Origin of the sequence: Metabacillus litoralis (assembly GCF_003667825.1) — a bacterium.
Classification (GTDB): Bacteria; Bacillota; Bacilli; order Bacillales; family Bacillaceae; genus Metabacillus; species Metabacillus litoralis_B.
In genome coordinates, this window is the sequence record NZ_CP033043.1 from 2,807,868 (window position 1) to 2,834,173 (window position 26,306).

The 26,306-nt window shown below is 35.3% G+C and carries 28 protein-coding genes; 4 read left to right on the forward strand and 24 right to left on the reverse strand.

Annotated features, from left to right (window positions below; translation table 11 throughout):
- Window positions 1–50: 50 nt before the first annotated feature.
- Window positions 51–989, reverse strand: coding sequence for a DHH family phosphoesterase (locus D9842_RS13980; RefSeq protein WP_121663039.1), 939 nt, complete (start codon window positions 987–989; stop codon window positions 51–53).
- 222 nt (window positions 990–1,211) lie between these two features.
- Between D9842_RS13980 and D9842_RS13985 the strand changes: the two genes are divergently transcribed.
- Window positions 1,212–1,511, forward strand: a complete 300-nt coding sequence (locus D9842_RS13985) for a YtpI family protein (RefSeq protein ID WP_121663040.1) — start codon at window positions 1,212–1,214, stop codon at window positions 1,509–1,511.
- 66 nt (window positions 1,512–1,577) lie between these two features.
- Here D9842_RS13985 and D9842_RS13990 read toward each other — a convergent pair whose 3' ends face one another.
- The 8 genes from D9842_RS13990 to D9842_RS14020 all read right to left on the reverse strand — a co-directional run bounded on the left by D9842_RS13990 (window position 1,578) and on the right by D9842_RS14020 (window position 9,440).
- The gene (locus D9842_RS13990; protein ID WP_121663041.1) at window positions 1,578–2,894 is read right to left on the reverse strand and encodes a DRTGG domain-containing protein; all 1,317 of its coding nucleotides are present in this window, start codon (window positions 2,892–2,894) and stop codon (window positions 1,578–1,580) included.
- Window positions 2,895–3,001: 107 nt separating this feature from the next.
- Window positions 3,002–3,244 (reverse strand): hypothetical protein, encoded by a 243-nt coding sequence (locus D9842_RS13995; protein WP_121663042.1) that lies wholly within the window; start codon window positions 3,242–3,244, stop codon window positions 3,002–3,004.
- 112 nt (window positions 3,245–3,356) lie between these two features.
- Window positions 3,357–4,037 carry a metal-dependent hydrolase gene (locus D9842_RS14000; protein WP_121663043.1) on the reverse strand — a complete coding sequence of 227 codons (681 nt, stop codon included), beginning with the start codon at window positions 4,035–4,037 and terminating at the stop codon, window positions 3,357–3,359.
- A 291-nt stretch (window positions 4,038–4,328) separates the two neighbouring features.
- Entirely contained in the window at window positions 4,329–5,447 is a 1,119-nt protein-coding gene (gene ald / locus D9842_RS14005) for an alanine dehydrogenase (RefSeq protein ID WP_121663044.1), read from the reverse strand.
- A 110-nt stretch (window positions 5,448–5,557) separates the two neighbouring features.
- Window positions 5,558–6,325: an SDR family oxidoreductase gene (locus tag D9842_RS14010; RefSeq protein WP_121663045.1), complete on the reverse strand. Its 768-nt coding sequence runs from the start codon at window positions 6,323–6,325 to the stop codon at window positions 5,558–5,560.
- A 281-nt stretch (window positions 6,326–6,606) separates the two neighbouring features.
- Entirely contained in the window at window positions 6,607–6,768 is a 162-nt protein-coding gene (locus D9842_RS25940) for a hypothetical protein (protein WP_162987434.1), read from the reverse strand.
- Window positions 6,769–6,867: 99 nt separating this feature from the next.
- On the reverse strand, window positions 6,868–8,241 hold the full coding sequence (argH, locus tag D9842_RS14015; protein WP_121663046.1) for an argininosuccinate lyase: 1,374 nt from the start codon (window positions 8,239–8,241) through the stop codon (window positions 6,868–6,870).
- The gene (locus D9842_RS14020; protein WP_121663047.1) at window positions 8,238–9,440 is read right to left on the reverse strand and encodes an argininosuccinate synthase; all 1,203 of its coding nucleotides are present in this window, start codon (window positions 9,438–9,440) and stop codon (window positions 8,238–8,240) included. The genes argH and D9842_RS14020 overlap by 4 nt, the downstream gene beginning before the upstream one ends.
- Before the next feature lie 256 nt (window positions 9,441–9,696).
- Between D9842_RS14020 and D9842_RS14025 the strand changes: the two genes are divergently transcribed.
- Complete coding sequence (locus D9842_RS14025; RefSeq protein WP_121663048.1) at window positions 9,697–10,014, forward strand: hypothetical protein; 318 nt, start codon at window positions 9,697–9,699, stop codon at window positions 10,012–10,014.
- Between the two features lie 37 nt (window positions 10,015–10,051).
- Here the strand turns inward: D9842_RS14025 and D9842_RS14030 are convergent, their stop codons facing one another.
- Both D9842_RS14030 and D9842_RS14035 read right to left on the reverse strand, forming a co-directional pair.
- A complete protein-coding gene (locus D9842_RS14030; RefSeq protein ID WP_121663049.1) occupies window positions 10,052–10,567 on the reverse strand; it encodes a MogA/MoaB family molybdenum cofactor biosynthesis protein in 516 nt (171 codons plus the stop codon).
- 12 nt (window positions 10,568–10,579) lie between these two features.
- The gene (locus D9842_RS14035) at window positions 10,580–11,419 is read right to left on the reverse strand and encodes an EcsC family protein (RefSeq protein ID WP_162987435.1); all 840 of its coding nucleotides are present in this window, start codon (window positions 11,417–11,419) and stop codon (window positions 10,580–10,582) included.
- Between the two features lie 266 nt (window positions 11,420–11,685).
- Here D9842_RS14035 and D9842_RS25945 point away from each other — a divergent pair, with 266 nt between their 5' ends.
- On the forward strand, window positions 11,686–11,835 hold the full coding sequence (locus tag D9842_RS25945) for a hypothetical protein (RefSeq protein WP_162987436.1): 150 nt from the start codon (window positions 11,686–11,688) through the stop codon (window positions 11,833–11,835).
- Between the two features lie 134 nt (window positions 11,836–11,969).
- Here D9842_RS25945 and D9842_RS14040 read toward each other — a convergent pair whose 3' ends face one another.
- From D9842_RS14040 to sppA, 7 genes are all read right to left on the reverse strand, one after another.
- Entirely contained in the window at window positions 11,970–13,157 is a 1,188-nt protein-coding gene (locus D9842_RS14040) for an acetate kinase (RefSeq protein ID WP_121663051.1), read from the reverse strand.
- Between the two features lie 389 nt (window positions 13,158–13,546).
- Complete coding sequence (locus D9842_RS14045; RefSeq protein ID WP_121663052.1) at window positions 13,547–14,536, reverse strand: class I SAM-dependent methyltransferase; 990 nt, start codon at window positions 14,534–14,536, stop codon at window positions 13,547–13,549.
- 147 nt (window positions 14,537–14,683) lie between these two features.
- Window positions 14,684–15,184, reverse strand: coding sequence for a thiol peroxidase (gene tpx / locus D9842_RS14050; RefSeq protein WP_098795008.1), 501 nt, complete (start codon window positions 15,182–15,184; stop codon window positions 14,684–14,686).
- Between the two features lie 127 nt (window positions 15,185–15,311).
- Entirely contained in the window at window positions 15,312–15,794 is a 483-nt protein-coding gene (gene ytfJ / locus D9842_RS14055) for a GerW family sporulation protein (RefSeq protein WP_121663053.1), read from the reverse strand.
- A gap of 76 nt (window positions 15,795–15,870) precedes the next feature.
- Window positions 15,871–16,551: a DUF2953 domain-containing protein gene (locus D9842_RS14060; protein ID WP_121665068.1), complete on the reverse strand. Its 681-nt coding sequence runs from the start codon at window positions 16,549–16,551 to the stop codon at window positions 15,871–15,873.
- A 667-nt stretch (window positions 16,552–17,218) separates the two neighbouring features.
- Entirely contained in the window at window positions 17,219–17,746 is a 528-nt protein-coding gene (locus D9842_RS14065) for an RDD family protein (RefSeq protein WP_121663054.1), read from the reverse strand.
- A 12-nt stretch (window positions 17,747–17,758) separates the two neighbouring features.
- The gene (gene sppA / locus D9842_RS14070; protein ID WP_121663055.1) at window positions 17,759–18,763 is read right to left on the reverse strand and encodes a signal peptide peptidase SppA; all 1,005 of its coding nucleotides are present in this window, start codon (window positions 18,761–18,763) and stop codon (window positions 17,759–17,761) included.
- Between the two features lie 154 nt (window positions 18,764–18,917).
- Here sppA and D9842_RS14075 point away from each other — a divergent pair, with 154 nt between their 5' ends.
- Window positions 18,918–19,718 carry an NAD kinase gene (locus D9842_RS14075; RefSeq protein ID WP_121663056.1) on the forward strand — a complete coding sequence of 267 codons (801 nt, stop codon included), beginning with the start codon at window positions 18,918–18,920 and terminating at the stop codon, window positions 19,716–19,718.
- Window positions 19,719–19,755: 37 nt separating this feature from the next.
- On the opposite strand, the gene D9842_RS14080 is transcribed toward D9842_RS14075, so the two are convergent.
- The 6 genes from D9842_RS14080 to D9842_RS14100 form a co-directional block, all read right to left on the reverse strand.
- Window positions 19,756–21,357, reverse strand: a complete 1,602-nt coding sequence (locus D9842_RS14080) for an amidohydrolase (RefSeq protein WP_121663057.1) — start codon at window positions 21,355–21,357, stop codon at window positions 19,756–19,758.
- A 166-nt stretch (window positions 21,358–21,523) separates the two neighbouring features.
- Window positions 21,524–23,107: an acyl-CoA synthetase MbcS gene (gene mbcS, locus D9842_RS14085; protein ID WP_121663058.1), complete on the reverse strand. Its 1,584-nt coding sequence runs from the start codon at window positions 23,105–23,107 to the stop codon at window positions 21,524–21,526.
- 161 nt (window positions 23,108–23,268) lie between these two features.
- Entirely contained in the window at window positions 23,269–23,412 is a 144-nt protein-coding gene (locus D9842_RS25950; RefSeq protein ID WP_162987437.1) for a hypothetical protein, read from the reverse strand.
- Between the two features lie 70 nt (window positions 23,413–23,482).
- Complete coding sequence (locus tag D9842_RS14090; protein WP_121663059.1) at window positions 23,483–23,698, reverse strand: alpha/beta-type small acid-soluble spore protein; 216 nt, start codon at window positions 23,696–23,698, stop codon at window positions 23,483–23,485.
- A gap of 107 nt (window positions 23,699–23,805) precedes the next feature.
- On the reverse strand, window positions 23,806–25,005 hold the full coding sequence (thiI, locus tag D9842_RS14095; RefSeq protein ID WP_121663060.1) for a tRNA uracil 4-sulfurtransferase ThiI: 1,200 nt from the start codon (window positions 25,003–25,005) through the stop codon (window positions 23,806–23,808).
- A 5-nt stretch (window positions 25,006–25,010) separates the two neighbouring features.
- Window positions 25,011–26,156 carry a cysteine desulfurase family protein gene (locus D9842_RS14100; RefSeq protein WP_121663061.1) on the reverse strand — a complete coding sequence of 382 codons (1,146 nt, stop codon included), beginning with the start codon at window positions 26,154–26,156 and terminating at the stop codon, window positions 25,011–25,013.
- Between the last annotated feature and the right edge of the window lie 150 nt (window positions 26,157–26,306).

Sequence of the window (26,306 nt, forward strand, 5' to 3'; positions counted from 1 at the left end):
GTTAAAAAAGGGTTCGGCAGTTATTACCGAACCCTTTCTTATTTATTGGATCATTCATCCTGACAAAGCACTTCTAGATCATGTAACACCTGTTTCGCTTCTTCCCAACTATATACAGAAGCTCCAGATGCGAGTGGATGTCCGCCACCATTATATTTTTTAGCTAATTCATTTATTACAAGTTTTTTTGCTCTAAGTCTAACACGGATCTGATTTTCTTCTTCCACAAAGAACACCCATGCTTTCACACCTTCAATATTACCTAAAATTCCAACAAGCTGTGAAGCTTCTGAAGGGGTTACATCAAATTCCTTTAATATATCTTTCGTTATACTCATTGATGCAGAGCCTGATGATGTTAACGTAAAGTTTTGAAGTACATATCCACTAAGTTTAGCGACGTTTCTCTTTGTTTTGTAAAGTTCGTCGTAAATTGGTGTAGGATTAATTCCTTTTGAGATTAATGCACTTGCATACTGAAAGGTTTTCTCCGTTGTACTCGGGAATAGGAACCTTCCTGTATCCCCCACAATCCCAGTATAAAGAAGCTCTGCCGCTTTTTCAGATAATTTAAAGCCCTGATCTTTTCCTTCTAAGTACAGTTCATAAATCATTTCACTTGTAGCACTTGCCTCAGTTTCAACCCACAAAAGATCTCCATATTGATCATCATTTGGATGGTGGTCGATTTTAATCAATTTTTTACCTGTATGATAACGTTGATCACTGATGCGGGCTTGATTTGCTGTATCACATACAATAACAAGTGCTTCTTGGTATATCTCGTCTGATATATGATCCATTTTATAGAGAAACTCAAGCGTTGGCTCAGATTCTCCTACAACATAAATTTTCTTATTTGGGTATGTAGCTTTTATCATTTCAGCCAAACCGCATTGAGAGCCATAGGCATCTGGATCTGGACGAACATGACGATGAATGATAATTGTCTCATTTTGGCTAATTTCATCTAGTATTTGTTGTTTCATTTTGGTCTCCTTTTCTCTCTATATAGTTTTATTAAATCATAAATACAAATTTTAAAAAAGAATGAATCTTCAGGATTTTCATTTCATCGCATTTATTTAAAGACATGTTAAACGAATCATGCTATCTTTTATTATAGGTTGTATAAGAAGATATTTCTTCTTTTTTACCTTACTAGATGCAAGAGTAGAAAAAATACTCATCTCAGTAGTGGAGGTTTTTATATGCCAGTTTTAGTTGTACTTATAATTTTTTCGCTAGCTTTCTATTTGTACTATAAAGTCAAAGCATACAGATCAAATAAGCAAGCGGAGAAAAGTTGGATATCTGCGAAAGCTAGCATTGCATTAGGTCTGTTTGTTGCATTTTTTGGACTTAATCAATTATTCATGTTTCGCTCAACCTTATCATTTGTTGTGGGAATTATTTTTCTGTTAATCGGTTTTGGCAGTGCATGGGCAGGATACCGCGCTTACAAGCATTATCTTCCATATGTTCTAAAAGAAATAAAAGAACAACAGTAAAGAATTCTTCGAAAAAATAGGGTTAACTGTTTTATAAAACAGTTAACCCTATTTTTGTATCCTGTATTATCTCTCAATCAATTGAACCATCATCATTGCTTTTCCTACGACAACACCGTCGCTATATGCTTCTATATCAATTTTTCCAAACTTACGACCAACCTCTAATATTTTAGGGTGAATTTCAAGCACTGATTCCATTTGAACAGGTTTAATAAAGTATATTGTGATATTTTCAACAACAATGTCACCTTTTTTCTGTGCTCTTAGATAACGATTAACGGACTCTGTAACAAGTGTCGTAAAAACTCCATAGGAAATGGTGCCAAGGTGATTTGTCATTTGCGGAGTTACTTCACATCGAAAAATACTACTGCGTTTTGATTCATCATCAATCGTTATAAATTGATTTGTCACAATGTCATCAAGCTTTTCACCAATTTGTGGTTGACGTTGGATCATTTGAAGGGCCTTAAGTACATCTTGACGACTAATAATCCCTTGCAATCGATTCTGCTGGTCTACTACCGGCAAAATTTCGATTCCTTCCCAAACCATCATTTGTGCTGCTGATGCAACAGAAGTTTTACCAATGACCGTAATCGGGCTTTTAGTCATTATTTTTTCGATTAGGGTTGAATGGTCGTTCCCCATAATATCTTTAGAGGTAACAATTCCTTGCACTTTTAAGTTCTGATCTATCACTGGAAACCGACCATGTCCAGTTTCATAGTTATGTTGATACCAAGTTGCCACCGTATCAACCGTTGATAAACAAATTGTTTTATCAATCGGTGTAAGAATATCCTCCACCTGTACGATTTCTTTCTTAATCAACTGATCATAAATTGCTCTATTGATCATTGCGCCAACCGTAAAGGTATCATAGCTTGTTGAAATAATTGGTAGCTCTAGCTCATCAGCTAATTTTTTCACACTATCTTCTGTATCAAAACCACCTGTTATCAATACTGCTGCACCAGCTTCAAGTGCATATTGATGGGCAGTTGTACGATTCCCGACTATAAGTAAGTTCCCTGCACCTGTATATCGCATCATGGCATCAAGCTTCATCGCACCGATAACAAATTTATTTAATGTTTTATGTAAACCTGCCCGTCCACCTAAAACTTGCCCTTCAACAATATTAACAACCTCAGCATATGTTAATTTCTCAAAGTTCTCTTTCTTTTTAGTTTCGATTCTAATCGTTCCGACACGTTCTATCGTACTAACATATCCTTTGTTCTCTGCTTCTTTAATCGCACGATATGCTGTTCCTTCGCTAACATTTATATCCTTCGCAATTTGTCTAACAGAAATTTTTTCACCAACTGGCAGTGAAGTTATATACTGCAAAATTTGCTCGTGCTTTGTAGCCAAGCTGCATCACCCTTTTTATATTAGTGCATTTATCTAATAAGACCGCACAAATACGGTTTAAAAAACAAACTAATCCACTTTTATTATAAGGGTGAAGAGGGCTTATATCAACGCAGTGTTTGTCTTTGTCTCTTTTTCTGAATCTGCTTATAGGATTTTAGCTGCTTTGCTTGAACCTGTTGCTTTGGTCGGTACAAATAATGAGCAAAGTTTCCACCAATAACAAAAATCGCTAAGCACAACCAGCTCATCGCAAATACAGTTTGCGTTTGGTCACCCGAAAGTGAGATATGTTGAAGTCCAAAATAGAGCATCATTAATGCAATTAATGCGTACATTAGGTTTTTCATATTGATTCATCCTTTCTATCGAAGCTTTGTTTTATTTTATGCATGTACACATAAAAAAAGAAGCAATGAATGAGATTCTTTGCTTCTTTCTAGCACTATTTAATTCCCTCGATTATAGCTCGTATTTTTCTCCGACTTTTAATGGCAAGCCAATGCCTTCTGGTAAGGATTGAGCGAATTTTTCTGGATCCTGCTTAATGGCTGGAAAAGTATCATAATGGATGGGCACGACTTTCTTTGCATTTAGCCAAAGAGCTGCGTCCTTTGCGTCTTCAGGCCCCATTGTTAGATTATCTCCTATTGGTAAAAATGCAAGGTCTATTGAATTTCGTTCCCCAATCATTTTCATATCAGTAAAGAGTGCAGTATCACCTGCATGATAGATTGTTTTGCCTTCAGATGTTAATAGAACACCTGATGGCATACCAGTATAAATAACGGTACCATCCGGCTCTTGATAGCTAGACCCATGAAAAGCCTGTGTTAGTTTAACTCTACCAAAATCAAAATCATATGCCCCCCCAATATTCATTGGGTGAATATCAATTCCATTTTTCCCTATGTAAACCGCCAGCTCGTATGGGGCAATAACTAAAGCATTATTTTTCTTGGCAATTTCTACTGTGTCCCCAACATGATCATTATGACCATGTGTAAGAATAATAACATCTGCCTCAACTGAATCAGCTGTCAAGTCTGTTAATTCATTGCCAGTAATAAATGGATCAATAATAATTTTTTTATTGTGTGCTGTTACTTGTACAACTGCATGTCCGTGATATGAAACATCCATTTTATTCAACTCCTTATATAGTTGAATCAATTTCACAATGTATCATTTGTTATCAAAAAACGTATGAATTACACATTTAATAATGTTTTTATCCGTGTATTGTTTATTAACATGTTCAAGGTTAATAAACATGTTCGTTTTTTGATTTAAGAGTCATAATTATGAAATTAACTCAGTTAAAATGGTTAAATTAATAAGATAGTCCACTAAAACTTTACCCATTTTTATTTCTAGTTAAACGATTCACATGAAAAACCTAGCTTTCACTAAGTTTTTCATGTGGTGTTTTACTCATGAATTCAATAATGAAGTGGCATCCTTAAAAGTAAGTCCATGTGCCTTTGCAACTGCTTTATACGTTACAAATCCCTTCAACGTATTTAATCCTTTCAGCAGCGCAGAATCTTCTAAACAAGCTTTTTGGTAACCTTTCGTTGCAATGATATTCGCATAAGGTACAGTGACATTCGTTAATGCCAATGTAGAGGTTCTTGGAACTGCCCCTGGCATATTAGCTACAGCATAATGTAAAACACCATGCTTTTCATACGTTGGATTGTCATGGGTGGTTAACCTATCAATTGTCTCGAAAATGCCGCCTTGATCAATGGCAATATCAACAATAACAGAGCCCTTAGCCATTGTCTTTACATCCTCTGCTAAAACAAGCTTTGGTGCTTTTGCCCCAGGTATTAACACAGCCCCAATCACAAGGTCTGCTCGTTGAACCGATTCTGATATTGTAAGGGGGCTAGACATAATTGTTGATACTTCTTTTCCAAATAAATCATCAAGCTGCCTTAGCCGTTCCGGGTTTGTATCAAGTATCGTAACCTCTGCTCCTAATCCACAGGCAATTTTAGCCGCATTTGTACCGGCTACACCACCGCCTATAATCGTAACACGTCCCCTTTGTGTGCCTGGAACTCCAGCAAGCAAAATTCCTTTACCACCTTTTGGCTTTTCTAATAGTTGAGCACCGATTTGCGCAGCCATTCTACCGGCAACTTCACTCATTGGTGTTAATAGAGGAAGTGCCCCATTTGAAAGCTGTACAGTTTCGTATGCAATCGATGTTACCTTTTTATTAATCAGAGCTTTTGTAAGCTCTTGTTCAGCCGCAAGATGTAAATAAGTAAATAAAATCAGATCATCACGAAAATAGGAAAATTCCTCTTTTAACGGCTCTTTCACTTTCATTACCATGTCCATTGACCAAGCCTCAGTAGCTGTTTTCACAATCGTTGCACCAGCATCTTTGTATTGCTCATCTGTAAAGCCAGATCCTAATCCTGCATTCGTTTCAATACAAACTTCATGTCCAGATTTTATTAACTGATTTGCCCCGGCTGGTGTTATCGCTACACGGTTTTCATTATTTTTTAATTCAGCTGGAATGCCGATTTTCATAAGTATTCACCCTTTAATTTGCGTTCTTATCAGTATGACCATATTTCATCATATGATGACGCAATAAGACAGGTTAGTGAATTTATCTAAGAATGTATATTTTCTTGTTTTCAGATATGAAACCGATGTATTACGTTTGCTCCACCAGTAACCTCAATTATGGAACCTGTGATCATGTCCGAGTTTTCATCACAAATAAAGGCAACAGTTCTTGCAATATCTTCTCCTGTACCGGAACGGCCAATTGGTGTTTTCGATTCAACATCACTCATTAATCTAGACTGCTCAATCGTTGCTTCTTTCATTTCTCCGACAATGTTTCCAGGACAGATCATATTAGCGGTAATTCCATGTTCTGCTTCTTCAATACTTATTGATTTTGTTAATGATACAAGCCCCACCTTTGCAGCACTAAAAGCAGAGCGGTGAAGCCAACCTGGAGAGGATTCGGCTCCTTGAAAGCCATATGTAATAATTCTTCCGTATCTTTGCTGCCTCATGATTGGAATAATCTTTTTGAACAAATGAAAGACTGAACTTAAATTTCCCTCTATCATTTGATACCACTCTTCATCTGTATAATCAGCTAGCTTCTTTCTTTCAAATATGTATGGACCAGCATTATTTATCAAACAATCTATTCTACCGAACCGTTCAATTGTTATATCAATCATGTTTGTGAGATCTTCTTTTTTCGTAACATCACCTTGAACAAAAAGAATACGATCCGATAGATGTGAATAGGTATTTTTAAGCTTTTCTACCGCTTCTATGTCTTTTCGATAATTAATTGTTACTGAATACCCGCGTTGTAAAAACTCTTCAGTGACTTTTTTTCCTAACCCTTTAGATCCTGCGGTAATAAGGGCATGTCTCACGATATCTTCCTCCCCATTTAACTTGTCCTTAAAAGGATATCAATCATTAATACGCTCTATCTAAAGGAATATTCCTCTGTAAAACTGTTTATTTTTTATTATAGGACTGGATTACTTCGATATTATCACAATAACTGATAGATCTATCCATTACTACTTCTATTGTGCTAATAAATGTGAGATTTTACAATTATCTTGTTTTGAAAAGGAATTGAGGATGTTTAGAAGGGTTTTCGTGGATTAAAAAAGCTGACTCATCTTAAGCCAGCACGAACATACTTTTAATCTTTTCTTATTGCTCGAAAATGTTCTTGTAAAAAGTTTGGATCATACTGCTGTTCGACAACCCCACTTGAATAAGAATCAGTTAATTGTTGCATTGTTTCTTGTTCGCCAAGGTGGTCGTAGTAATACGTTTGTCTCGTAACTCTTCTTTCTTTCATAGTTTTCAGCTCCTTATTTTCATATGCTCGCGATTAGTTTATCTGAAAATAAGGAGCCTATACTATGAATTACTGTTTTATTTTTGTAAAAAAACCGTTTTACTTTAACGTTTGTTTAGCCTTTTCCAGCGCTTGTTTTACCATTTCAAAGCCAGTCCCACCAGCGCTCATACGTTTTCTTACTGCTTCGTAAGGATTGATCATTTCATATAAGTCTTCTTCAAATAAAGAGGAGGCTTTTTTGTATTCTTCAAAAGGCAGATCCTTTAAATAAATTCCTGATTGAATACATTGATAAACCAAAGTCCCAACAACTTCATGTGCTTCTCTAAACGGCATACCTTTTGTTGATAAATAATCTGCAAGTTCAGTAGCATTAGAGAAGTCTTCTGATGTTGCTTTTTCCATCTTATCTTTGTTTACCTTCATTGTATCAATCATACCGATAAATATTTGAAGACTTCCTTCAATCGTTTTTACGGTATCAAACATTCCTTCTTTATCTTCTTGAAGGTCTTTGTTATAAGCAAGTGGCAGTCCTTTTAAAATAGTTAAAAGTGACATTAAGTTTCCATACACTCGCCCTGTTTTTCCTCTAATTAGCTCGGCCATATCAGGATTTTTCTTTTGTGGCATGATACTGCTTCCTGTTGCGTAAGTGTCATCAAGTTCAATAAATTGAAATTCTTGGGAACACCAGAAAATAATTTCTTCACAGAAGCGTGATAAATGCATCATTAATAATGAGCTGTTGCTAAGAAATTCAATAATAAAGTCACGATCGCTTACCCCATCCAAGCTATTTTCATAGATACCATCGAAGTTCAGCTTTTCTGCAGTATAAGCACGGTCAATTGGAAAGGTTGTACCAGCTAGTGCAGCACTACCAAGCGGCGATATATTAATTCTTTTAAGAGATTCAGTAAATCTCTGTTTATCACGGTCAAGCATCCAAAAATAGGCCATTAAATGATGGGCAAATGAGATTGGTTGTGCACGCTGAAGATGAGTATAACCAGGTAAAATTGTTTCAACATGTTCCTCAGCTTTTCCAATTAGTGAGTGTTGCAATCCATCAATTAATTCAACAACCATTGCCACATGTTTACGCAAATAAAGGTGCATGTCAGTCGCTACTTGATCGTTACGGCTTCTCCCTGTATGTAATTTTCCTCCAACAGGACCGATCTCATCAATTAATAATTTTTCAATATTTAAATGAATATCTTCATAGTTTACAGAAAAAGAAAGTTCATTCTTTTTTGCTTTTTCTAACAATGACGTTAAACCTTTTGTGATTTCTTTTGCTTCGTCTTCACTAATAATTCCGCACTTACCAAGCATTTCAACATGTGCGAGACTACCTGTGATGTCTTCCTCAACTAATTCCTGATCAAAATGGATGGATGCACCGAACTCATCCACCCATTGTTCAGGGGTTTTTTGGAAGCGTCCACCCCAAAGCTTTTTCATACTTCCACCTTCTTGTTATTTTTCACCATGCTGTTCACTTTAGTTGGAAGTCCAAATAATTCGATAAAGCCAATTGCTGCATTGTGATCAAATGCATCATCTTTCGTATATGTTGCAAGCTTCTCATCATATAGAGAGTAGTCAGATTTTCTTCCTTCAACAATTGCATGACCCTTAAATAATTTCACTCTTACCGTACCTGTCACATATGTTTGTGTTTCCTTTAAGAAAGCGTGTAAAGCAGATTTTAATGGTGAGAACCATAAGCCGTTATAAATAAGCTCTGCAAGCTTTTGTTCAATCACCGGTTTGAAATGAGCAACTTCTTTTACTAACGTTAAATCTTCTAGCTCTTTATGAGCCTTAATTAATGTCATTGCACCCGGACATTCGTAAACTTCACGTGACTTAATCCCAACAAGGCGATTTTCCACATGGTCAATACGACCTACACCATGCTTACCTGCAATTTGATTTAATTCAAGAATTAATTCATGTAATGGATAAGCTTTATCATTAATTTTCACTGGTACACCTTGCTCAAATTGAATCTCGATCATTTCCGGTTGATCTGGAGTTTTTTCAATTGGTGTTGTTAAATCATATGCACCTTCTGGAGGAGCAGCCCACGGATCTTCTAAAATACCACATTCGTTACTTCTTCCCCAAAGATTCTGGTCAATTGAATAAGGACTATCTAAGTTAATAGGAATCGGAATACCATGTTTAGACGCATATTCGATCTCCTCTTCACGAGACCATCCCCACTCTCTTACTGGGGCAAGCACTTCAAGATCAGGGTTTAATGCTTTGATTGAAACTTCAAAACGTACTTGGTCATTTCCTTTTCCTGTACAGCCGTGTGCAATTGCAATTGCGTTTTCCTTTTCTGCAATTTCAACTAGCTTCTTAGCAATTAACGGACGAGATAACGCAGAAACTAATGGATATTTTCCTTCATAAAGTGTATGTGCTTGTAAAGCAACTAACGCAAAATCATTTGCGAATTCTTCTTTAGCATCAATCATGTATGATTCAACAGCACCTACTTGAAGAGCTTTTTGTTGTACAAATGCTGTATCTTTTCCTTCACCTACATCAAGGCAAACTGCAACTACTGCGTACCCTTGTTCTTGTAACCATTTAACTGCAACAGAGGTATCTAGTCCTCCGGAATATGCTAAAACAACCTTTTTCATCTAATTGTTCCTCCTTAGTTGTATAAAAATTAATATATATTTATAAAAATACATTTGTTGTATAGATAACACTTTACCAACAGTTTCCCTATTTCGTCAATAGAAAAATGTATATTTTCTTAATTCTTTGTATAAAAATAAATTTTTCTGTATTGCTCAAGTTAATATATACCATTCATATAAAAATGTTACTTATAGATGATTTGATTTCAGTATTGTAAAATAAGGATAGTCATGAACGGAAGAGGGAGAAAAATTGAGCGAACACTTTACCTATGATCCTAGGCTTAATATAATGATTCCAACCTTGGATAAACCATGGACAACATATAGTATGCAAACACAATACCTCATACTAGCAGAGTGGGAAAAAATCCGTGGTCATATTCCTGACAGAATAATAGAAGTAGAAAAAGAAATAAATAGGAAGCAGGAGCTACTGAACCACGAGGAAGATTTTGATACATCTTGTGAATTAAACGGGGAAATTGCAGAGCTTGCTTCTATTATAAATGATTTGTGGATATGGTTTAGAGCAACCCAACATGTGTCACTAGTTAAAACGCATAGCTAAAACAAAAGAAGGCTCATTCTAGCCTTCTTTTACGATTTCATATTAAGTCCTTCTTAACCTCTCTAACTACATGACCTAGCTCAGGAAGGATCAGCTTCTCCATTGCCAGCTTCACAGCACCAGATGAACCTGGCATAGAAAAGATCGCAGTATTCATTGCTACTCCAGCTATAGCTCTACTTAAAATGGCTGCAGAACCAATATCATCCCGGTAGCTTAGCATACGAAAAATCTCACCGAAGCCTGGTATTTCTTTTTCAATTAATGATTCAACTGCTTCAATTGTCACATCCCTTTTCGCTATCCCAGTACCCCCATTTGTTAAGACAACATCAATTCCTCTTGTTTCACACCCTTTTAAAACAGAACTGCGAATCAATGTTTTTTCATCACGAACGATTTCATAACCAACAGTGATGTGGCCATTCTCCTCTAATAATTTCTTTATTAACCGACCACTTTTGTCAGTTTCTTTATCTCTTGTATCACTAATTGTTACGACCTTGCACCTTATATGATCAGGAGCATGTAACTTATGTTCTTCAGTACTCATGATACCCTCCTGTTACTGACTAGTTTTTTCAAATATAAGTCTATATTGATAATATTTATTTGCAAATTCCGTTATCTGCCTAGTAAATTGATAATTTCCTGCAGCACCAATCATCATGCTAACAAGTGGAATCCCTGCAACCAATTTTCTCTTAAATAAAGATAATACAGAAAGCTTCGCAATTTGAGCAAGAATATACTTCATGCTATTTTGGTCAGCCATATCCTCGTTACCTTCGTAAAAATAATTCATTCCATTATCAGATTGGAGTTCTTTCTTTAATTCAATCCATTGTTCGTATTGTAAATGTTTTGGCATTAAAGCGGCATGATAGACTTTTAACGAAGTCATCATTTCATATGGATTATTTATCTCATAACCATAACACATAGAAATCATTTGAGTGGCTCTTAGATTCATAACTGCCTGCAATGGAATATCAGCACTTGTGAGAAGCATACCTCCCGTACCAGTGATACCCCCTTGGAAAAACGAATAAAGCCGGTGTTTAGAAGTCTGTAAATCAGCTAAGTAATGAAGCTGATCGATCGAAAGGAAATGCAAATCACTGACCTGCTGAATACGATTGTTCAATGCTCTTGCAGATAACAATATTTGATTTTTCGCATCTTTTTGTATAAATGAATTTTGAATAACAGAGTGCAGGTTAAAAAGACTTGTATCCACTTTTTCATAGAATACCTTCTGCATTCGCTCAGGTATGTCATCGAGCTTCCGAGTAAGCCACCTGTCAAACGTTCTTTGAAAATCTGTACGACCATCATTTTGGAGGTCAATTTCCCATGTTTTAATTTCCTCTAATATAGCTTTCTCACGACCTAATTCATTCATCCTCATGATCTCCTTACTCCAAGCAAAGTAGGTATTATTTGGTGAACTTGTTATTTTTATCATAACATAAAAGCCCAGAATCAGAATAATAACAAAGAGATTGATTTTGTAAAGATCATTGCATTTGAGAATCAAATATGAAGTTTTTGTTACATCTATTTTCTTTCGACAAGAAAATCATGTAACGAAATATAACAATCTTATAGAATGGTTGTTGTACTCTAACATATGATAAACACAATCAAATTTAAGAAGGAGTGTTGAAGATGAAACATTTCGTGTTTACGATTGATTCAGATGAAATTATTATTAAAGCCAATGGAATGATTGATGCGATCTCAAAGGTAAAACAAATGATCATAGAAAGTGGGAATGATAAAAAAGAATTGAAGTTCGTAGGTGTTAAGTATTTATGATTTTATCTAATTCCTCTAAAAATAATTCTAAACAATACCCCGGTATGCTGGTTAGTAAACACTTTAACCCTGCATACCATTTTTAATCTATATAGAAAAAGACAACCACCTGAGGTTGCCTTTAAGAAACATGATTATTTTGCCATTCTTACTACATCTCTTGCAATCATTACTTCTTCATTTGTAGGGATTACTAATACTTTTACCGGTGAATGCGGATAGCTAAGGTATGCCTCTTCTCCACGAACCTTATTAAGTGCAGGATCCCAATAAATCCCCATAAATTCAAGACCTTTTAATACACGAGCGCGAATTTCTGTACTATTTTCACCAATACCAGCTGTAAAAATAATGGCATCAACACCTGACATTCTTGCAGCATAAGAACCAATATATTTATGAATACGACTAGCAAACACTTCTAATGCTGTTTCTGCTCTCTCGTTGCCTTCTTTAGCAGCTGATTCGATGTCACGTAAATCACTTGAAAGACCAGAAATCCCTAAAATACCACTTTTCTTATTTAAAATATCTAGCACTTCATCAGCTGTCTTTTCTGTTTTCTCCATAATAAATGGAATTAAAGCCGGATCAATATTCCCTGAACGTGTACCCATTGCTACACCTGCTAGTGGTGTAAAGCCCATAGATGTATCAATAGAACGACCGCCTTCAATTGCAGCAATACTTGCTCCATTACCTAAGTGACATGAAATTAAGCGTAAATGCTCTACTGGTCTTCCTAAGATTTCAGCTGCACGCTCTGATACATATTTATGGGAAGTTCCATGGAAACCATATTTACGAATTCCATACTTTTCGTAATATTCATAAGGTAGACTATATAAGAAAGATTGCTCTGGCATTGTTTGGTGAAATGCTGTATCAAATACTGCAACAGCTTCAACATTTGGAAGAACTTCTTTAAAAGCCTTGATTCCTACAATATTGGCAGGATTGTGAAGTGGTGCCAAATCAGAAAGCTCTTCAATCTTAGCAAGTGTATCATCTGTAATTAAAACAGAATCATTAAATACTTCTCCACCATGTACGACACGATGTCCGATTCCATCTATTTCATCTAAAGATTGAATAATCCCTAAACCTGTAAGCTTAGATAATAAAATTTTAACAGCTACAGCATGGTCTGGAATATCTGATACATCTGTTTGTTTTTCTCCATTTACAGTAATGCTGAAAACAGAATCATTAATCCCAATTCTCTCAACTAATCCTTTTGTTAATACTGTCTCACTTGGCATATCAAAAAGTTGAAATTTTAGAGATGAACTACCTGCATTGATTGCAATAATTTTTGCCATTTAGTAACTCTCCTTTTTTGTGTATACAAGCTGCCGTTAACAAGAACTCTTCATATGTAAAACGATCAGCAAGACATCTTTCATTTAATCGTTAGTCTATATTGAAAAAAAATCATTTCACAGAGATTCATCATCGATCTTTACATTCTTATTCTCTACAAAATGCTACCGATTATTATCTGCCTTTTCCATTTAAACACTGACATTTCGACATTTCAAGAACTTGATAAAATTGCAATCGGTTACACCTAAAATTCGTATAATTCAAATAATTAAACTTATGGATTAGGTACGGTGGATAACGAATTTACACCCTTTTTTAGACATTCTCTAAGCAAATTTTACCAAATCAAAAAAGAGACTCCTTTGAGCCTCTTTCTAGGTTTTCATTACTTGTTTTCACTAAACCATTTATCGATTTGCTTCATAATTGAGCTCATTGCCTCTTTATTTGAAAATTTCGGAAGCTCAGCTAATATTGCTTGTTTTGGCTGGGTAGCTTTTTCTCCTTTTTTCTGAAGAATTAAAATACTTTTTCCATGTCTTTCATCTTTAAAGAGTGATAATGGTAATTTAATAAAGCCTTGTATAAATGCTACTTTCCGTAAATATTCATTTAGCTTTGGCGCTTCTTTTGTTTCAAATAAAGAATTAGGAACAACAAAAAATAAATATCCATCTTCCTTAATATGTTTAATGCTCTGCTCCATAAAAAGGTGATGTGAATAAGAATGACCTTCATCAGCTTTTAATTCATATTTTGCTGCTTCCACATCATTAGGATAATACCCAACTGGAAGATCGCAAACAACTAGATCAACTGGATCTATAAACAATCGCTCTAAGCTATCTTGATTAAAAAATTGAACAGGATGCTCCTGAAGATTTGCGCTTATATAAGCTAATCTAATAAGCAAATCATCAACTTCAACTCCGTAACTATCCACTTCATCGATCGTTAAATAATTCAGGATTGTTGTAAGTAAATTCCCCGTTCCTACTGCTGGATCTAGTATTGATAGTTTGTTTTGTTTCCCCACAAATTTACTAACAAGATACCCCAAGAACAAGCCTATTGTATCTGGTGTCATTTGATGATTAGGGTGTGCACCATCTTTTAATCCTTTTAAGATTGCTAATTGAAAAGCTTTTCGCAATTCTTCTCTATCATACGAACCTAACGTTACAGATTCATATTTTCTTTTTAAGCTTTTAGAAGTTACCTCACTTAAATCCTCTTGTAAGATAGATTGTTGAAATAAGTTTTCTCCTGTTTCAGCTAACGCCTCTATGTATGTAATATTACACTCCTGAGCGAGTAAATCTGCTGTTTCATTTATTACTGCAAACAAATTTTCAATCTTTGATATTGTTTTCATACATTTACTCCTCCTAGCACTTTACCTCTTTCCATTCTAGACATTGTTTTTCGTTTAGTCAAAGTAATCGTCCTAGAATCAGTAAATAGAAAACGAAATAAAAATAGAAAAAGGACCGACATATTGTCAGTCCCACATGATTAAACCTTATTGTGCAGCTTTAGCCGCTTCAATCGCCGCTTCATAATTTGGATGGTTTGTTGCTTCACTAACATATTCCACATATGTTACTTTATCGTTTGAATCTACAACAAATACTGATCTTGCTAATAAACGTAATTCCTTAATTAATACACCATAAGCTTCACCAAAAGAAGCATCACGATGATCAGATAATGTTTTTACATTTTCAAGACCATTCGATGCACACCATCTTTTTTGTGCAAATGGTAAATCCATGCTAACTGTTAACACTTCAACATTTTCAAGCTTTGATGCATCTTCATTAAAACGGCGTGTTTGTGCATCACAAACTCCTGTATCAATAGAAGGAACTACTGAAATAATACGTACTTTCCCTTTTGAATCAGCTAGTGAAACTGGTGATAAATCATTTGCTAGTACAGTAAAATCTGGTGCTTGATCACCAACATTAACTTCATTTCCTAGTAATGTAACTGGGTTATTTTTGAACGTAATAGATGCCATACCGAACTCCTCCTTTTAATTATGTACAGAGTAAATATAGCCTAGCTTTCCAAAATTATCAATTATTATGTTTTTAAAGTTCAGTTTACTTTACCTTCCGAAAAAATAACTGCCTACTAGTAGGCAGTTAAATGTCTAGATCTTGTTTTTGATTTTGACTTGATTGATTGCTATTAATATCTTCTAAAGGATCATTCTTTTGTTCATTCCCCTTATCCTTTTTAAATATACCTTGAATTTTTTCAACCGCTTGAGGTGCAGCCTCCAAAATTTTCTCGTATAAATGGGTGCTCTCGTCTAAATGAAGCATCTTCACTCCATTTGAAGAAACGATTAAGAATGCGATAGGAGTGATTGAAACTCCACCACCACTTCCGCCGCCAAATGGAAGTTTTGGTGATTTTTGACCTTGACCATCACCTTCTTCTTTGCTAGCTGAATTAAATTCACTACCTCCAGCTGCAAACCCAAAGCCAACCTTTGAAACAGTTAAAATTACACTTCCATCAGGTGTTTCAACAGGATCTCCTACAATGGTATTTACATCAATCATTTGTTTTAAATTTTCCATTGCAGTCTTCATTAACCCTTGAATTGGATGATCACTCATTATGTAGCCTCCTTTAGAAATTATAACCGGTCATGCTCATCTCATCGAGAAGGGGTCATAGCCATCTTATTTCATGCTAATTTGCAAAAAATGAAAATGGTTTGCTCTTAAGTTTAGGGCGACCACCTTTCCAATATTTGATAAGCTGAATACCTGCCAACATAGCTTGCCCGATTCGAAATTGAATCATACATTGTAATTTTGTTCTTGAACAATAAACATTAAATTCAGGTGTAATTGAAATAATGGGTGTTGTATGCAACTGCATATATTGACTAACAATTCCAACCACCCCACCTTTTATCGACCACGCTAATCCTGTCAGCATTCCTGTATGGGCAGCATCTCCAATTCCGATTTGTGAATGCCACTCAAATTCTTTCACTTTTACTTTCTTTAAAAACCGTCGTACTATTTTATGTAATCCTACTACATGCTGTAAAATTTCTTTTACATCATGTATAGCTTTTACTTCCTCTTCAGGTGTAATCTTTTCTTTTCCCTTTTTCACCTTTTTGTTTGAATTCTCATCACCAAGCTTCTGCTCTTGCTTAACAATTACATTTGCTTCATCATCAACCTTTATTAAAGGAATGGATATCGTATAACGAATAATGCCAAGCCATGCACGAAACTTTATTTTTAAATGATCATCATCTCCGACGTGAAGTAAATCAATGATAACTGTTAGTCTTGTCATTAAAATAAGGAAAAAAAGGAATAATAATATCAGTAAAATGACTATGATCCAAACCATTATGCCACACCCTTTCATTTTGCATTATCACCTCTTAAAAATTAAAATAAACCTGCTTTCATAAACAGGTTAAAAAAAAGGCTGTTGATTAAACAACATGCTTCAGTTTTTAGACAAAAGAAATTGGGATTATGCCAGCGCATGCCACACTTTCTCATAAGTGAGATGAGGAACACAGCTGTTAGGAATACGAAGAGTTATGGTCTTCATAAGGGAGATGATGACCATTTCTGCTAGGTATTCGAAGAGTATTGGTCTTCATAAGGGAGATGATGACCATTTCTACTAGGTATTCGAAGAGTATTGGTCTTCATAAGGGAGGTGATGACCATTTCTGCTAGGAATTCGAAGAGAAATAGTCTTCATAAGGGAGATGATGACCATTTCTGCTAGGAATTCAAAGAGTAATGGTCTTCATAAGGAAGATGATGACCATTTCTGCTAGGAATTCGAAGAGTATTGGTCTTCATAGGGGAGATGATGACCATTTCTGCTAGGAATTCGAAGAGTATTGGTCTTCATAAGAGAGATGATGACCATTTGCTCGATGGTTTCCTTTCTCTTGCCTAGACCGGAAATCAACAGCATTTTTTCACCTCAAGCCCAAAAAAAGACTGTAGACAAGACCGATTATAATCGAGTTTATCTACAGTCCGATGCCTGTTGATTAAACAACAGACTCTTCTTTAATTGATTTTGAAAAAATTTTTTCATGAATAACTAGGGTGTCAGCAAAAATATCATGTAAAGCTTGTTTTTTGGGAGTAAATGCTGCAATCACATAACCAATCCAAATAATTTTTGAAATATACCTTCCAATTAACTCTCTGAATAGGATTGTAGCCCAATTTAAATTTTCTTCTCCCTTAGCAGAAACTACTTTTAGTCCAAAAACCATTTTCCCTAAGGTTTGCTTCAACAGTTTTGTCATGATTACAAAATATGCAAAAAATGTAATGGCAGTAATAATTGAAACAATAGAAAAGATAAATGAATCATTTGTATCTATGCCTATTAATTGTAACAGAGGATAAACAAGGATACGATTCATACTACCAATAACAATCAGGTCTATTAAATATGCCCAAAAACGAATCCAGAAGCCTGCTAGTAGATTTGCATAGTCTACAACTGTTTCTTTTTCTACAGGCTGATCCTTTTCAGAATGATCTAACCCCTCATATGTAGCGTCCACATACAGCCCTCCTTATTCAGAATATAAATACATTAGCCTTGGTGAATTTGTATTTGACAGAAGCTGATAAAGATTTGACAGTTCAATGTCTTCCCTAAATACTTTGCTAGCAGTCATTGATAGAAGGCTTTCAAAACCTAAAGCTGTACCGTATTGAATCACTTGCGCATCCTTAATTTTCAAATCTTTTTTCATTGCTTCAACTGTGTCGTCAAAATAACCTAATTCGTCAATTAACTTAATTTCCTTTGCTTGTCTTCCATCGTAAATTCTACCATCTGCAACCTTTCGTACCTGATCTTCTGACAATGGTCGTCCTTCTGTGATAACATCTACAAATCCCGCATAAGCATTATCGACCATAGATTGTAGAATGTTTCTTTCGTCCTCTGTCATTTCACGGGTTGGTGAAAAAATATCTTTGTATGGTCCGCTCTTAATCGTTTCAAACTTTACACCATACTTTTCAGCCAATCCACCATAGTTAATAGACTGCATGATTACACCTAAAGAACCAGTTAACGTATCGGGTGCAGCAAAAATTTTATCTCCTGCTGTAGAAATATAATATCCTCCTGATGCTGCTTGTGTTCCCATCGATACATACAATGGTTTTTTGCTAGTTTCTTTTAACTCAAGAAGTTTTTTATGTATTTCCGCACTTTCTACAACTCCGCCACCAGGAGAATTCACCCTTAAAATGACTCCTTTTATCGTGTTATCCTCACCTGCAGCCTCTATCATATCTAAAAACGTTTGATGTTTATATCCCGCTGTACTAAAGAACGAGGTAACATCTTCGCCTGTGTCTTGGATCACTCCATTTACATTTAAAACAAGAATTTTACTAAATTCAGAGCCCTCATCAATGACTTCCTCCGAAAATTCAGAACCAGTTGAGAAAGCTTCCGCAAACATCTCACTTTGATTTAAGAACATCATCGTTGAACTGATAATAATGGAAAATACAAATAAAACAGCTGCGATTGCTAAAGCTCCCCAGCGCTTACCATTCATTGTTCTTACCTCCTCTGTTTTTTTGCAGTATGTTATGATTTATCTAGCAGGTTGAAACATTTTCTTATGTAAAAGTGGTAAACTAAACAACATAAAGTATTGTACCATCTTCAAGGAAAAATGTGGAGATTTACATATCTAAGGAGGAATCATTGTGACAGATCGTCGTAATATTTACTTTTTCTACAAAAAAGAGGAACATACACTTGAAAAAATTAACACATTAATTGAAGCTGCTAAAAAAAGTGATTTTATAGTTGTAAATGATTATAAAAAAGCAAACATCATTGTCAGTATCGGTGGAGATGGTGCTTTCCTTCAAGCTGCTCGAAAAACAAATTTCAGATCAGATTGCTTGTATGTGGGTATCGGCGTTGATGATACATTAAGCCTATACTGCGATTTTCATTTAGATGATATTGAGAAAATGATAGAAGCAATAAATGAATCTCAAATAGAAGTAAGACGTTATCCTGTTTTAGAAGTAAAAATCGATGATTCAACAACGTTTAAATGCTTAAATGAATGTTCTATTCGTTCAAGCATCATTAAAACATTTGTTATTGATGTTTTTATTGATAATCTCCATTTTGAAACATTCCGAGGAGATGGTATGTTGATTGCTACACCAACTGGAAGCACTGGGTATACCAAGTCTGTAAACGGAGCAGTGGTTGATCCTATGTTACCGTGTATACAAGTGAGTGAATTAGCTTCATTAAACAATAACCTTTACCGTACCCTAGGCTCTTCCTTTATTCTTAGCGATAAAAGAAAATTAAAGCTTAAGGTTGTACAAGATGGTAATGATTATCCTGTTATTGGAATGGATAATGAAGCATTAAGTATTCGCCATGTCCAGGAATTAGAGTTCGGTCTAAGCGAACAACCAATTAAAACGGTTAAACTTAAAGATAATTCTTACTGGGAAAAAGTACAGAGAACATTTTTATAATAGAGTTAATAAACCGAGGAAGAATGCCTTCCTCGGTTTATGTTGTTTGCAACGCATTCTTCTTATAAACAATTTCATTATCTACTACAGTCATCATGACATTTGTACTTAAGAGTTTATCAGGTTCAATTGTAAAAATATCTTGATCCAAAATTGTAAAATCTGCCGTATATCCTTTTTTGATCATACCTCTATCTTGCTCATGATGAATAGCGTATGCGCTGCCCTTTGTAAAAAGCTCAACAGCTTCGTACATAGATAATTTTTCTTCAGGCAGATAACTTTTCCCTGTTTCTTCATATTCGCTTGTTCTTGTCACAGCAGCATGAATTCCTAATAAGGGATCAACCGGCTCAATTGGTGCATCTGATCCTCCTGCACAGTGAATTCCTTCATTTAAAAGTGTTTTCCAAGCATAGCAGGATTCTAAATGCTCTTCCCCAATTCGGTCAATAACCCATGGAAAATCACTAGTGACAAAACGAGGCTGAATATCTAAAATAATAGGTAAATGTTTAGCTTTTTCAATTAATTCTTTTCTCAGAATTTGAGCATGAATAAGACGATCATGTTGTCCCTTTAAAGGTGGATTGTTTTTAATGATATCAATTGTCCATTGAAATGCTAGGTCACCAATTACATGAACTGCAACTTCCATTTTATATTGTCTCGCCTTTTGGACCAATTCCTCTAACTCTTTCTTTGTGTGAATAGCAACTCCTGATGTTGTTGGTTCATCTTTATATGGAAAACTAAGAAGCGCAGTTCTTCCCCCAAGTGCACCATCAGCAAAGATTTTCATAGCACCAAATTCACCAAACTCTCCAATCTCTCTCTTTTTCTGTTGAAATTCATCAACGATAAGATGATGAACAAGTAAATGACTTCGAAATTTCATGCCATTGTTTAATACTCTTTGAAAAGCTTCTAATGTATTTTCCAAACTTCCATAGTAAGAGAGATCTTCAGTATGAGCTCCTACCAGCCCTTTTTGATAGCAATCTTTAATAGATGTATGAAGAGCAAACTCCAGTTCTTCTACCGTCGGGGATGGAGCGATATTAAGTACAAGCTCCTGTGCTTGATCTAACAAATATCCAGTTGGGTTAAGCTCCTGATCTCTGACAATAACCCCACCTGCTGGATCCTCTGATTCTTTAGAAATATTTGCAAGTTCCAATGCTTTTGAATTAGCTATAATTGCATGCCGACATATACGTCTTAACATAACAGGATGATCTGGCGATACCTCATCTAACTCTGAACGATGAAGTATTCTTTGATCTTCTAATTGATTTTCGTTCCAACCCTCGCCAATAATCCAACTTCCTTTTTTTACTTCAGTTGCTCTTTTTTTTATACTTTGTATAATCTCACTAGAGTCAGTTGTTCTTGAAAAATCCAGTCTTAGCAGCTTTTCTCCATGAGCAATTAAATGAAGATGGCTATCGACCAGCCCTGGAATCATTGTATGACCTTGTAGGTCCTGTTTCTCTGTAATTTCATCGGAGTACTGAGTAGTAAGTGTTTCATAGCTACCTACGTCTACGATTCGTCCATTTTTTGTGAAAACAGCATGAACTTTCCCTTTTTCCTGCTCTAATGTGTAGATGTTTCCACCATACCATAACGTTCCCATATTATTCCTCCACCTAAAAGAATTCATTTACTGAATGGTACCACATTTCAACTTCCATAAAAAATAACCAGGAAGTAATTTCCCCTGGTTATTTTTTAAGTACGATAGTATCGAAATGTCTAAAGCTTTCACATTAGGACGTGGCAATAAGAAAAGTTTTTCTATACTACGCCTGTTTAAGCTTTAATTCACGGTCTCTTAATACTACGCGTCGAATTTTTCCTGAAGTTGTTTTTGGTAAATCTTCAATAAATTCGATTTCTCTCGGATACTTATAAGGAGCTGTTAAATCTTTCACGTGCTGCTGAAGGGTCGATATAAGGTCCGGTTCATTGGCTAATGAAGGATTTCTTAACACAACAAATGCTTTTACAACATTTCCTCTTACCTCGTCAGGACTTGCAACAACAGCACATTCTTTCACATATGGATGTTTTACTAGTGCATCTTCTACCTCGAAAGGTCCAATGGTATATCCTGAACTAATAATAATATCATCACTTCTACCTTCGAACCAGAAATATCCATCCTCATCCATTCGGGCACGGTCACCAGTTACATAATAATCACCTCTGAACTGCATAGCTGTTCGTTCAAAATCCTTATAGTATTCTTTAAATAAAGCTGGTGTGTCTCGGTGAACCGCAATGTCTCCAACTTCCCCTACAGCACAAACTTCACTTTCATCATTAATAATTTTCACATCATTACCTGGTGTTGGTTTCCCCATTGAACCAGGCTTAATTTCCATTCCTTTTAAAATACCTACAAGTAAAGTGTTCTCTGTTTGTCCATAACCGTCGCGTACACTCACATTAAAATATTTTTGGAATGTTTCAATAACCTCTCTATTTAAAGGCTCTCCAGCAGATACAGCACTATGTAAGTTTGTAAGTGAATATTTATCTAGTTTTTCAACCTTTGCCATTAAACGATATTCAGTTGGTGTACAACATAAAACATTTACACTGTAATCGTCTAAAAGTTGTAAGTATTTTTCTGGATCAAACTTCCCGTGGTAGATCAATCCCGTTGCACCGGAACCTAATACAGATAAAAATGGACTCCAAACCCACTTTTGCCAACCAGGGCCTGCAGTTGCCCAAACAACGTCATTTTCATCAATACTTAGCCAATTTTTTGCGGCTGTTCTTAAATGAGCAAAAGCCCACCCATGTGTATGGACAACCCCTTTAGGGTTACCTGTTGTACCAGAAGTATAAGATATAAAAGCCATGCTATCTGACTTTGTTTGGACTGGTTCCATTGAGGTACTTTGTGAACTAATCAATTCTTCTAACGAAGTCCAATCTTGTTTATTTCCCTCTACAACAAATTTTTTTAGGGAAGGATATTCTTTTATCTCTTTAAATTCTTCTGTATAAAGCCCATAGCTTATAACGGCCTTTACATCTCCATGTGTAATTCGGTATTGTAAATCTTTTGTTTTCAGCATTTCTGAGCTAGGAATAACAACTAACCCTGCCTTTAACGCTCCCAAATATACAGCGTAGGCATCTATCACTCTAGGAATCACCACTAAAACTGTTTGTCCTGGCTTTAACCCCTGCTCTATTAAAGCGTTTCCAATCTGATTTACTCGATTTATTAATGAATGGTAGGTAATTTCCTTTTTCTCACCTTGTTCGTTTTCCCATTTTAATGCAACTTTTGTGGAGCCTCCAGCATATTTCTCTATTTCTTCAACTAGATTATAAATTGGTGGTGCAAGAAGTTCTTCTCTTACCATATTTCCCCCTCCTTCACATTTATACTTCATATTATACCTAATCGACCGAACTTTTTAAATGTTAATGAAACTTCATTATGACAGATTATATGCGGATTTCCGACATAATAATCTAGAGTAAACTAAAAAACAGACCCAATAAGGCCTGTTAGGAATTTATCTTAGCTTTGTTCATTTGCTTGTTTAGCATTTTTTGGTTCATTTCTTCTTTTTCTTTGTTGTTTTCTACTTTTTTGGAGTTTTTGTCGTTGTTCTCTTTCTCCATCATATTCTTCTGCTATTTCTTCTCGATCATCTCTAGTCAAATAAAACACCCCTTTTTTCACATAAAAAGAGTGGGGTTTCCCCCACCCTTAGTAGCCATTATTTATTTAATTATTGTTGGAAAGAACCGCTCATTTGTTGTTGAGCAAAAGAAACTAAACGTTTTGTGATTTCACCACCAACTGAACCGTTAGCACGTGAAGTTGTTTCTGGTCCTAAGTTAACACCAAATTCAGAAGCGATTTCATACTTCATTTGATCGATAGCTTGTGCAGCACCAGGTACAACAAGTTGGTTTGAGCTATTAGATCCACTGTTTTGTGCCATGTGTATCACCTCCTTGTGAGTATAGAATGTGTAAATACACATGGCTTCATTCATTATTTTAGTTGGAAATTCTTCACAACTAATTCACATTTATCTAAGCTCAACCATTAAAATAAAGAATCAAAATCAGCTTCTCTCTCTTTTGCAATGGTTAATACTTCTATGTTAGAAACGGCTTCATCTACAAGTTCATCAAAATCAACGAAGCTTTCAAATCTAGTTACTTTTTCTACCTTAGGTCTTGTTTTAGGATTTGCTGGGGTGAAAATTGTACAACAATCCTCATATGGACGGATAGAGATATCATGTGTTCCTATTTCTTTTGCAATCGAAATGATTTCTGTCTTATCCATTGTGATTAATGGTCTTAAAATAGGAGTATTTGTTACATCGTTAATTGCAACCATGCTTTCCAATGTTTGACTAGCCACTTGACCAAGGCTTTCTCCAGTTATTAACGCCAAGCCCTGTTGTTTTTCGCGAAGCTTGTCTGCTATTTTTAGCATCATTCTTCGAGTTGACGTCATCGTATAATTTTCTGGAACCTGCTCTTGAATTTTTTCTTGAATCTTTGTAAAAGGCACAATATGTAAAGTGATTTTCCCCCCATAGGAAGTTAACTCTCTTGTTAAATCAATTACTTTTTGTTTAGCACGGTCACTCGTGTATGGTGGACTGAAGAAATGAATAACCTCAAGCTCCACCCCTCTTTTTAGTGAGAGAAAACCAGCAACAGGACTATCTATACCTCCTGATAGCAAAAGGACCGCTTTTCCACCAGATCCAACCGGTAACCCACCTGCTCCTTTATAGTCAAAACATGTAATATAGGTTGCTTCAGATCGCACTTCAACACGTACATTAATCTTTGGATTTTTAACATCAACGGTTAAATCATTTGTATTAACTAAAATATGACTTCCTATTTGATAATTTAACTCATTCGTATCAAGAGGAAATTGCTTATCTGCCCTCTTAGCCGTTACTTTAAAAGTATCATTAGGCTGGTATAAACTTTCGATCGCTTTTAATGCCCGCTCCTTAATTTGTGATATCTCACTTTTACATTTAATCGCTAAACTAAATGATTGAATTCCGAATATAAGTTTAAGCTTTTCAACTATTTCCTCGTGTTTTTCTCCATTTAAATGCAAATAGAGTCGATCTCTTGTCGCTTCATACGTTAAGTTTGGAAAATCCATCAAAACTTCTCTAATATTTCTTTTTAATCGGTCAACAAACTTTCTTCGATTTCTCCCTTTAGTAGATATTTCCCCAAAACGAATTAATATGTGATCAAATTCCATTTATCCTACCTCATTACCTTAGTTAATTTTTCCTTACCTTTTAATAGCATTTTAATAAACGGTTCAATGATTTCTTCATTATCATCCAGCGACAAACTGACTCTTATTGCAGATTTGGCAATAGCATCATGTTTTCCCATCGCTAAGAGAGCCTTGCTCATCTTTTTATCTCTTGAAGAACATGCAGATGTAGTTGAAACATAAATATTGTTTTCTCCAAGAAAATGAATGAGTACTTCAGCTTTTAAGCCTGGTACTGAGAAATTGAGTATATGTGGTGCAGAATGATTTCGTGGAGTATTTATCTCAACACCATCTATTTTTGATAATTCAACCATAAGTTTATCTCGAGTTTCTTTTACTTGTTTTAGTTGTTTACCTGCTTTTTCTGTTGACAGCCTTAGAGCCTTTGCCAAAGCCACATTTCCAGCAAGACTTTCTGTTCCAGATCTAACATTGAGTTCTTGTGCACCTCCAGAAAAAAGTGGGGCAAGTTCTACACCTTTGCGTACGAATAAAACACCCGTTCCATTTAAGCTATGAAATTTATGTCCTGAGATTGTACAGATATCAATTTTAGCTTGATTAAAATCAAGTGGAACCTTTGTTATTCCTTGTACATGATCAACATGAAAAAGCGCATCTGAAGATTGTTTTATCATTTGCCCAATTTCTTCAATTGGTTGAATGGTGCCAATCTCATTATGAACATGCATAATAGAAACCAAAATGGTATCTTTTTTTAGCGCCTTCTTAACATCTTCGGGTGAAACTCTACCATTCTGATCAACAGGAAGGTATGTCACGTTAAAGTTATGTACCTGCTCTAGTTGTTTAAATGATTCCAACACTGACGGATGCTCGATAGCAGATGTTATAAGATGTTTTCCTTTATGATTATTAGAAAAAGCTGCTCCTTTTATAGCAAGGTTGTTTCCTTCTGTACCACCCGAAGTAAAAATGATTTCTTCCGGTATAACTCCTAACAGTCCGGCCACTTGTTGTCTTGATTGACTTAACAATCTTTCTGCTTCACTACCAAGCTTATGAATGGAAGAAGGATTTGCAAAGTAATCTTTGGAAACTTTCATATAAGTTGCTAATACTTCGTCATATGGTTTTGTTGTTGCACTGTTGTCTAAATACAACATTTTGCTTCCTCCAAATTGCTTTGTTTATATTTACATTTTATAAATGAGTTGATTTTATAATAATTGATTCAAATAATTAGTTTTATCAATGTGTAATCATAACATATTGAGACTTCAAAGAAAAACAATTCAACAATTAGGTAATCATTC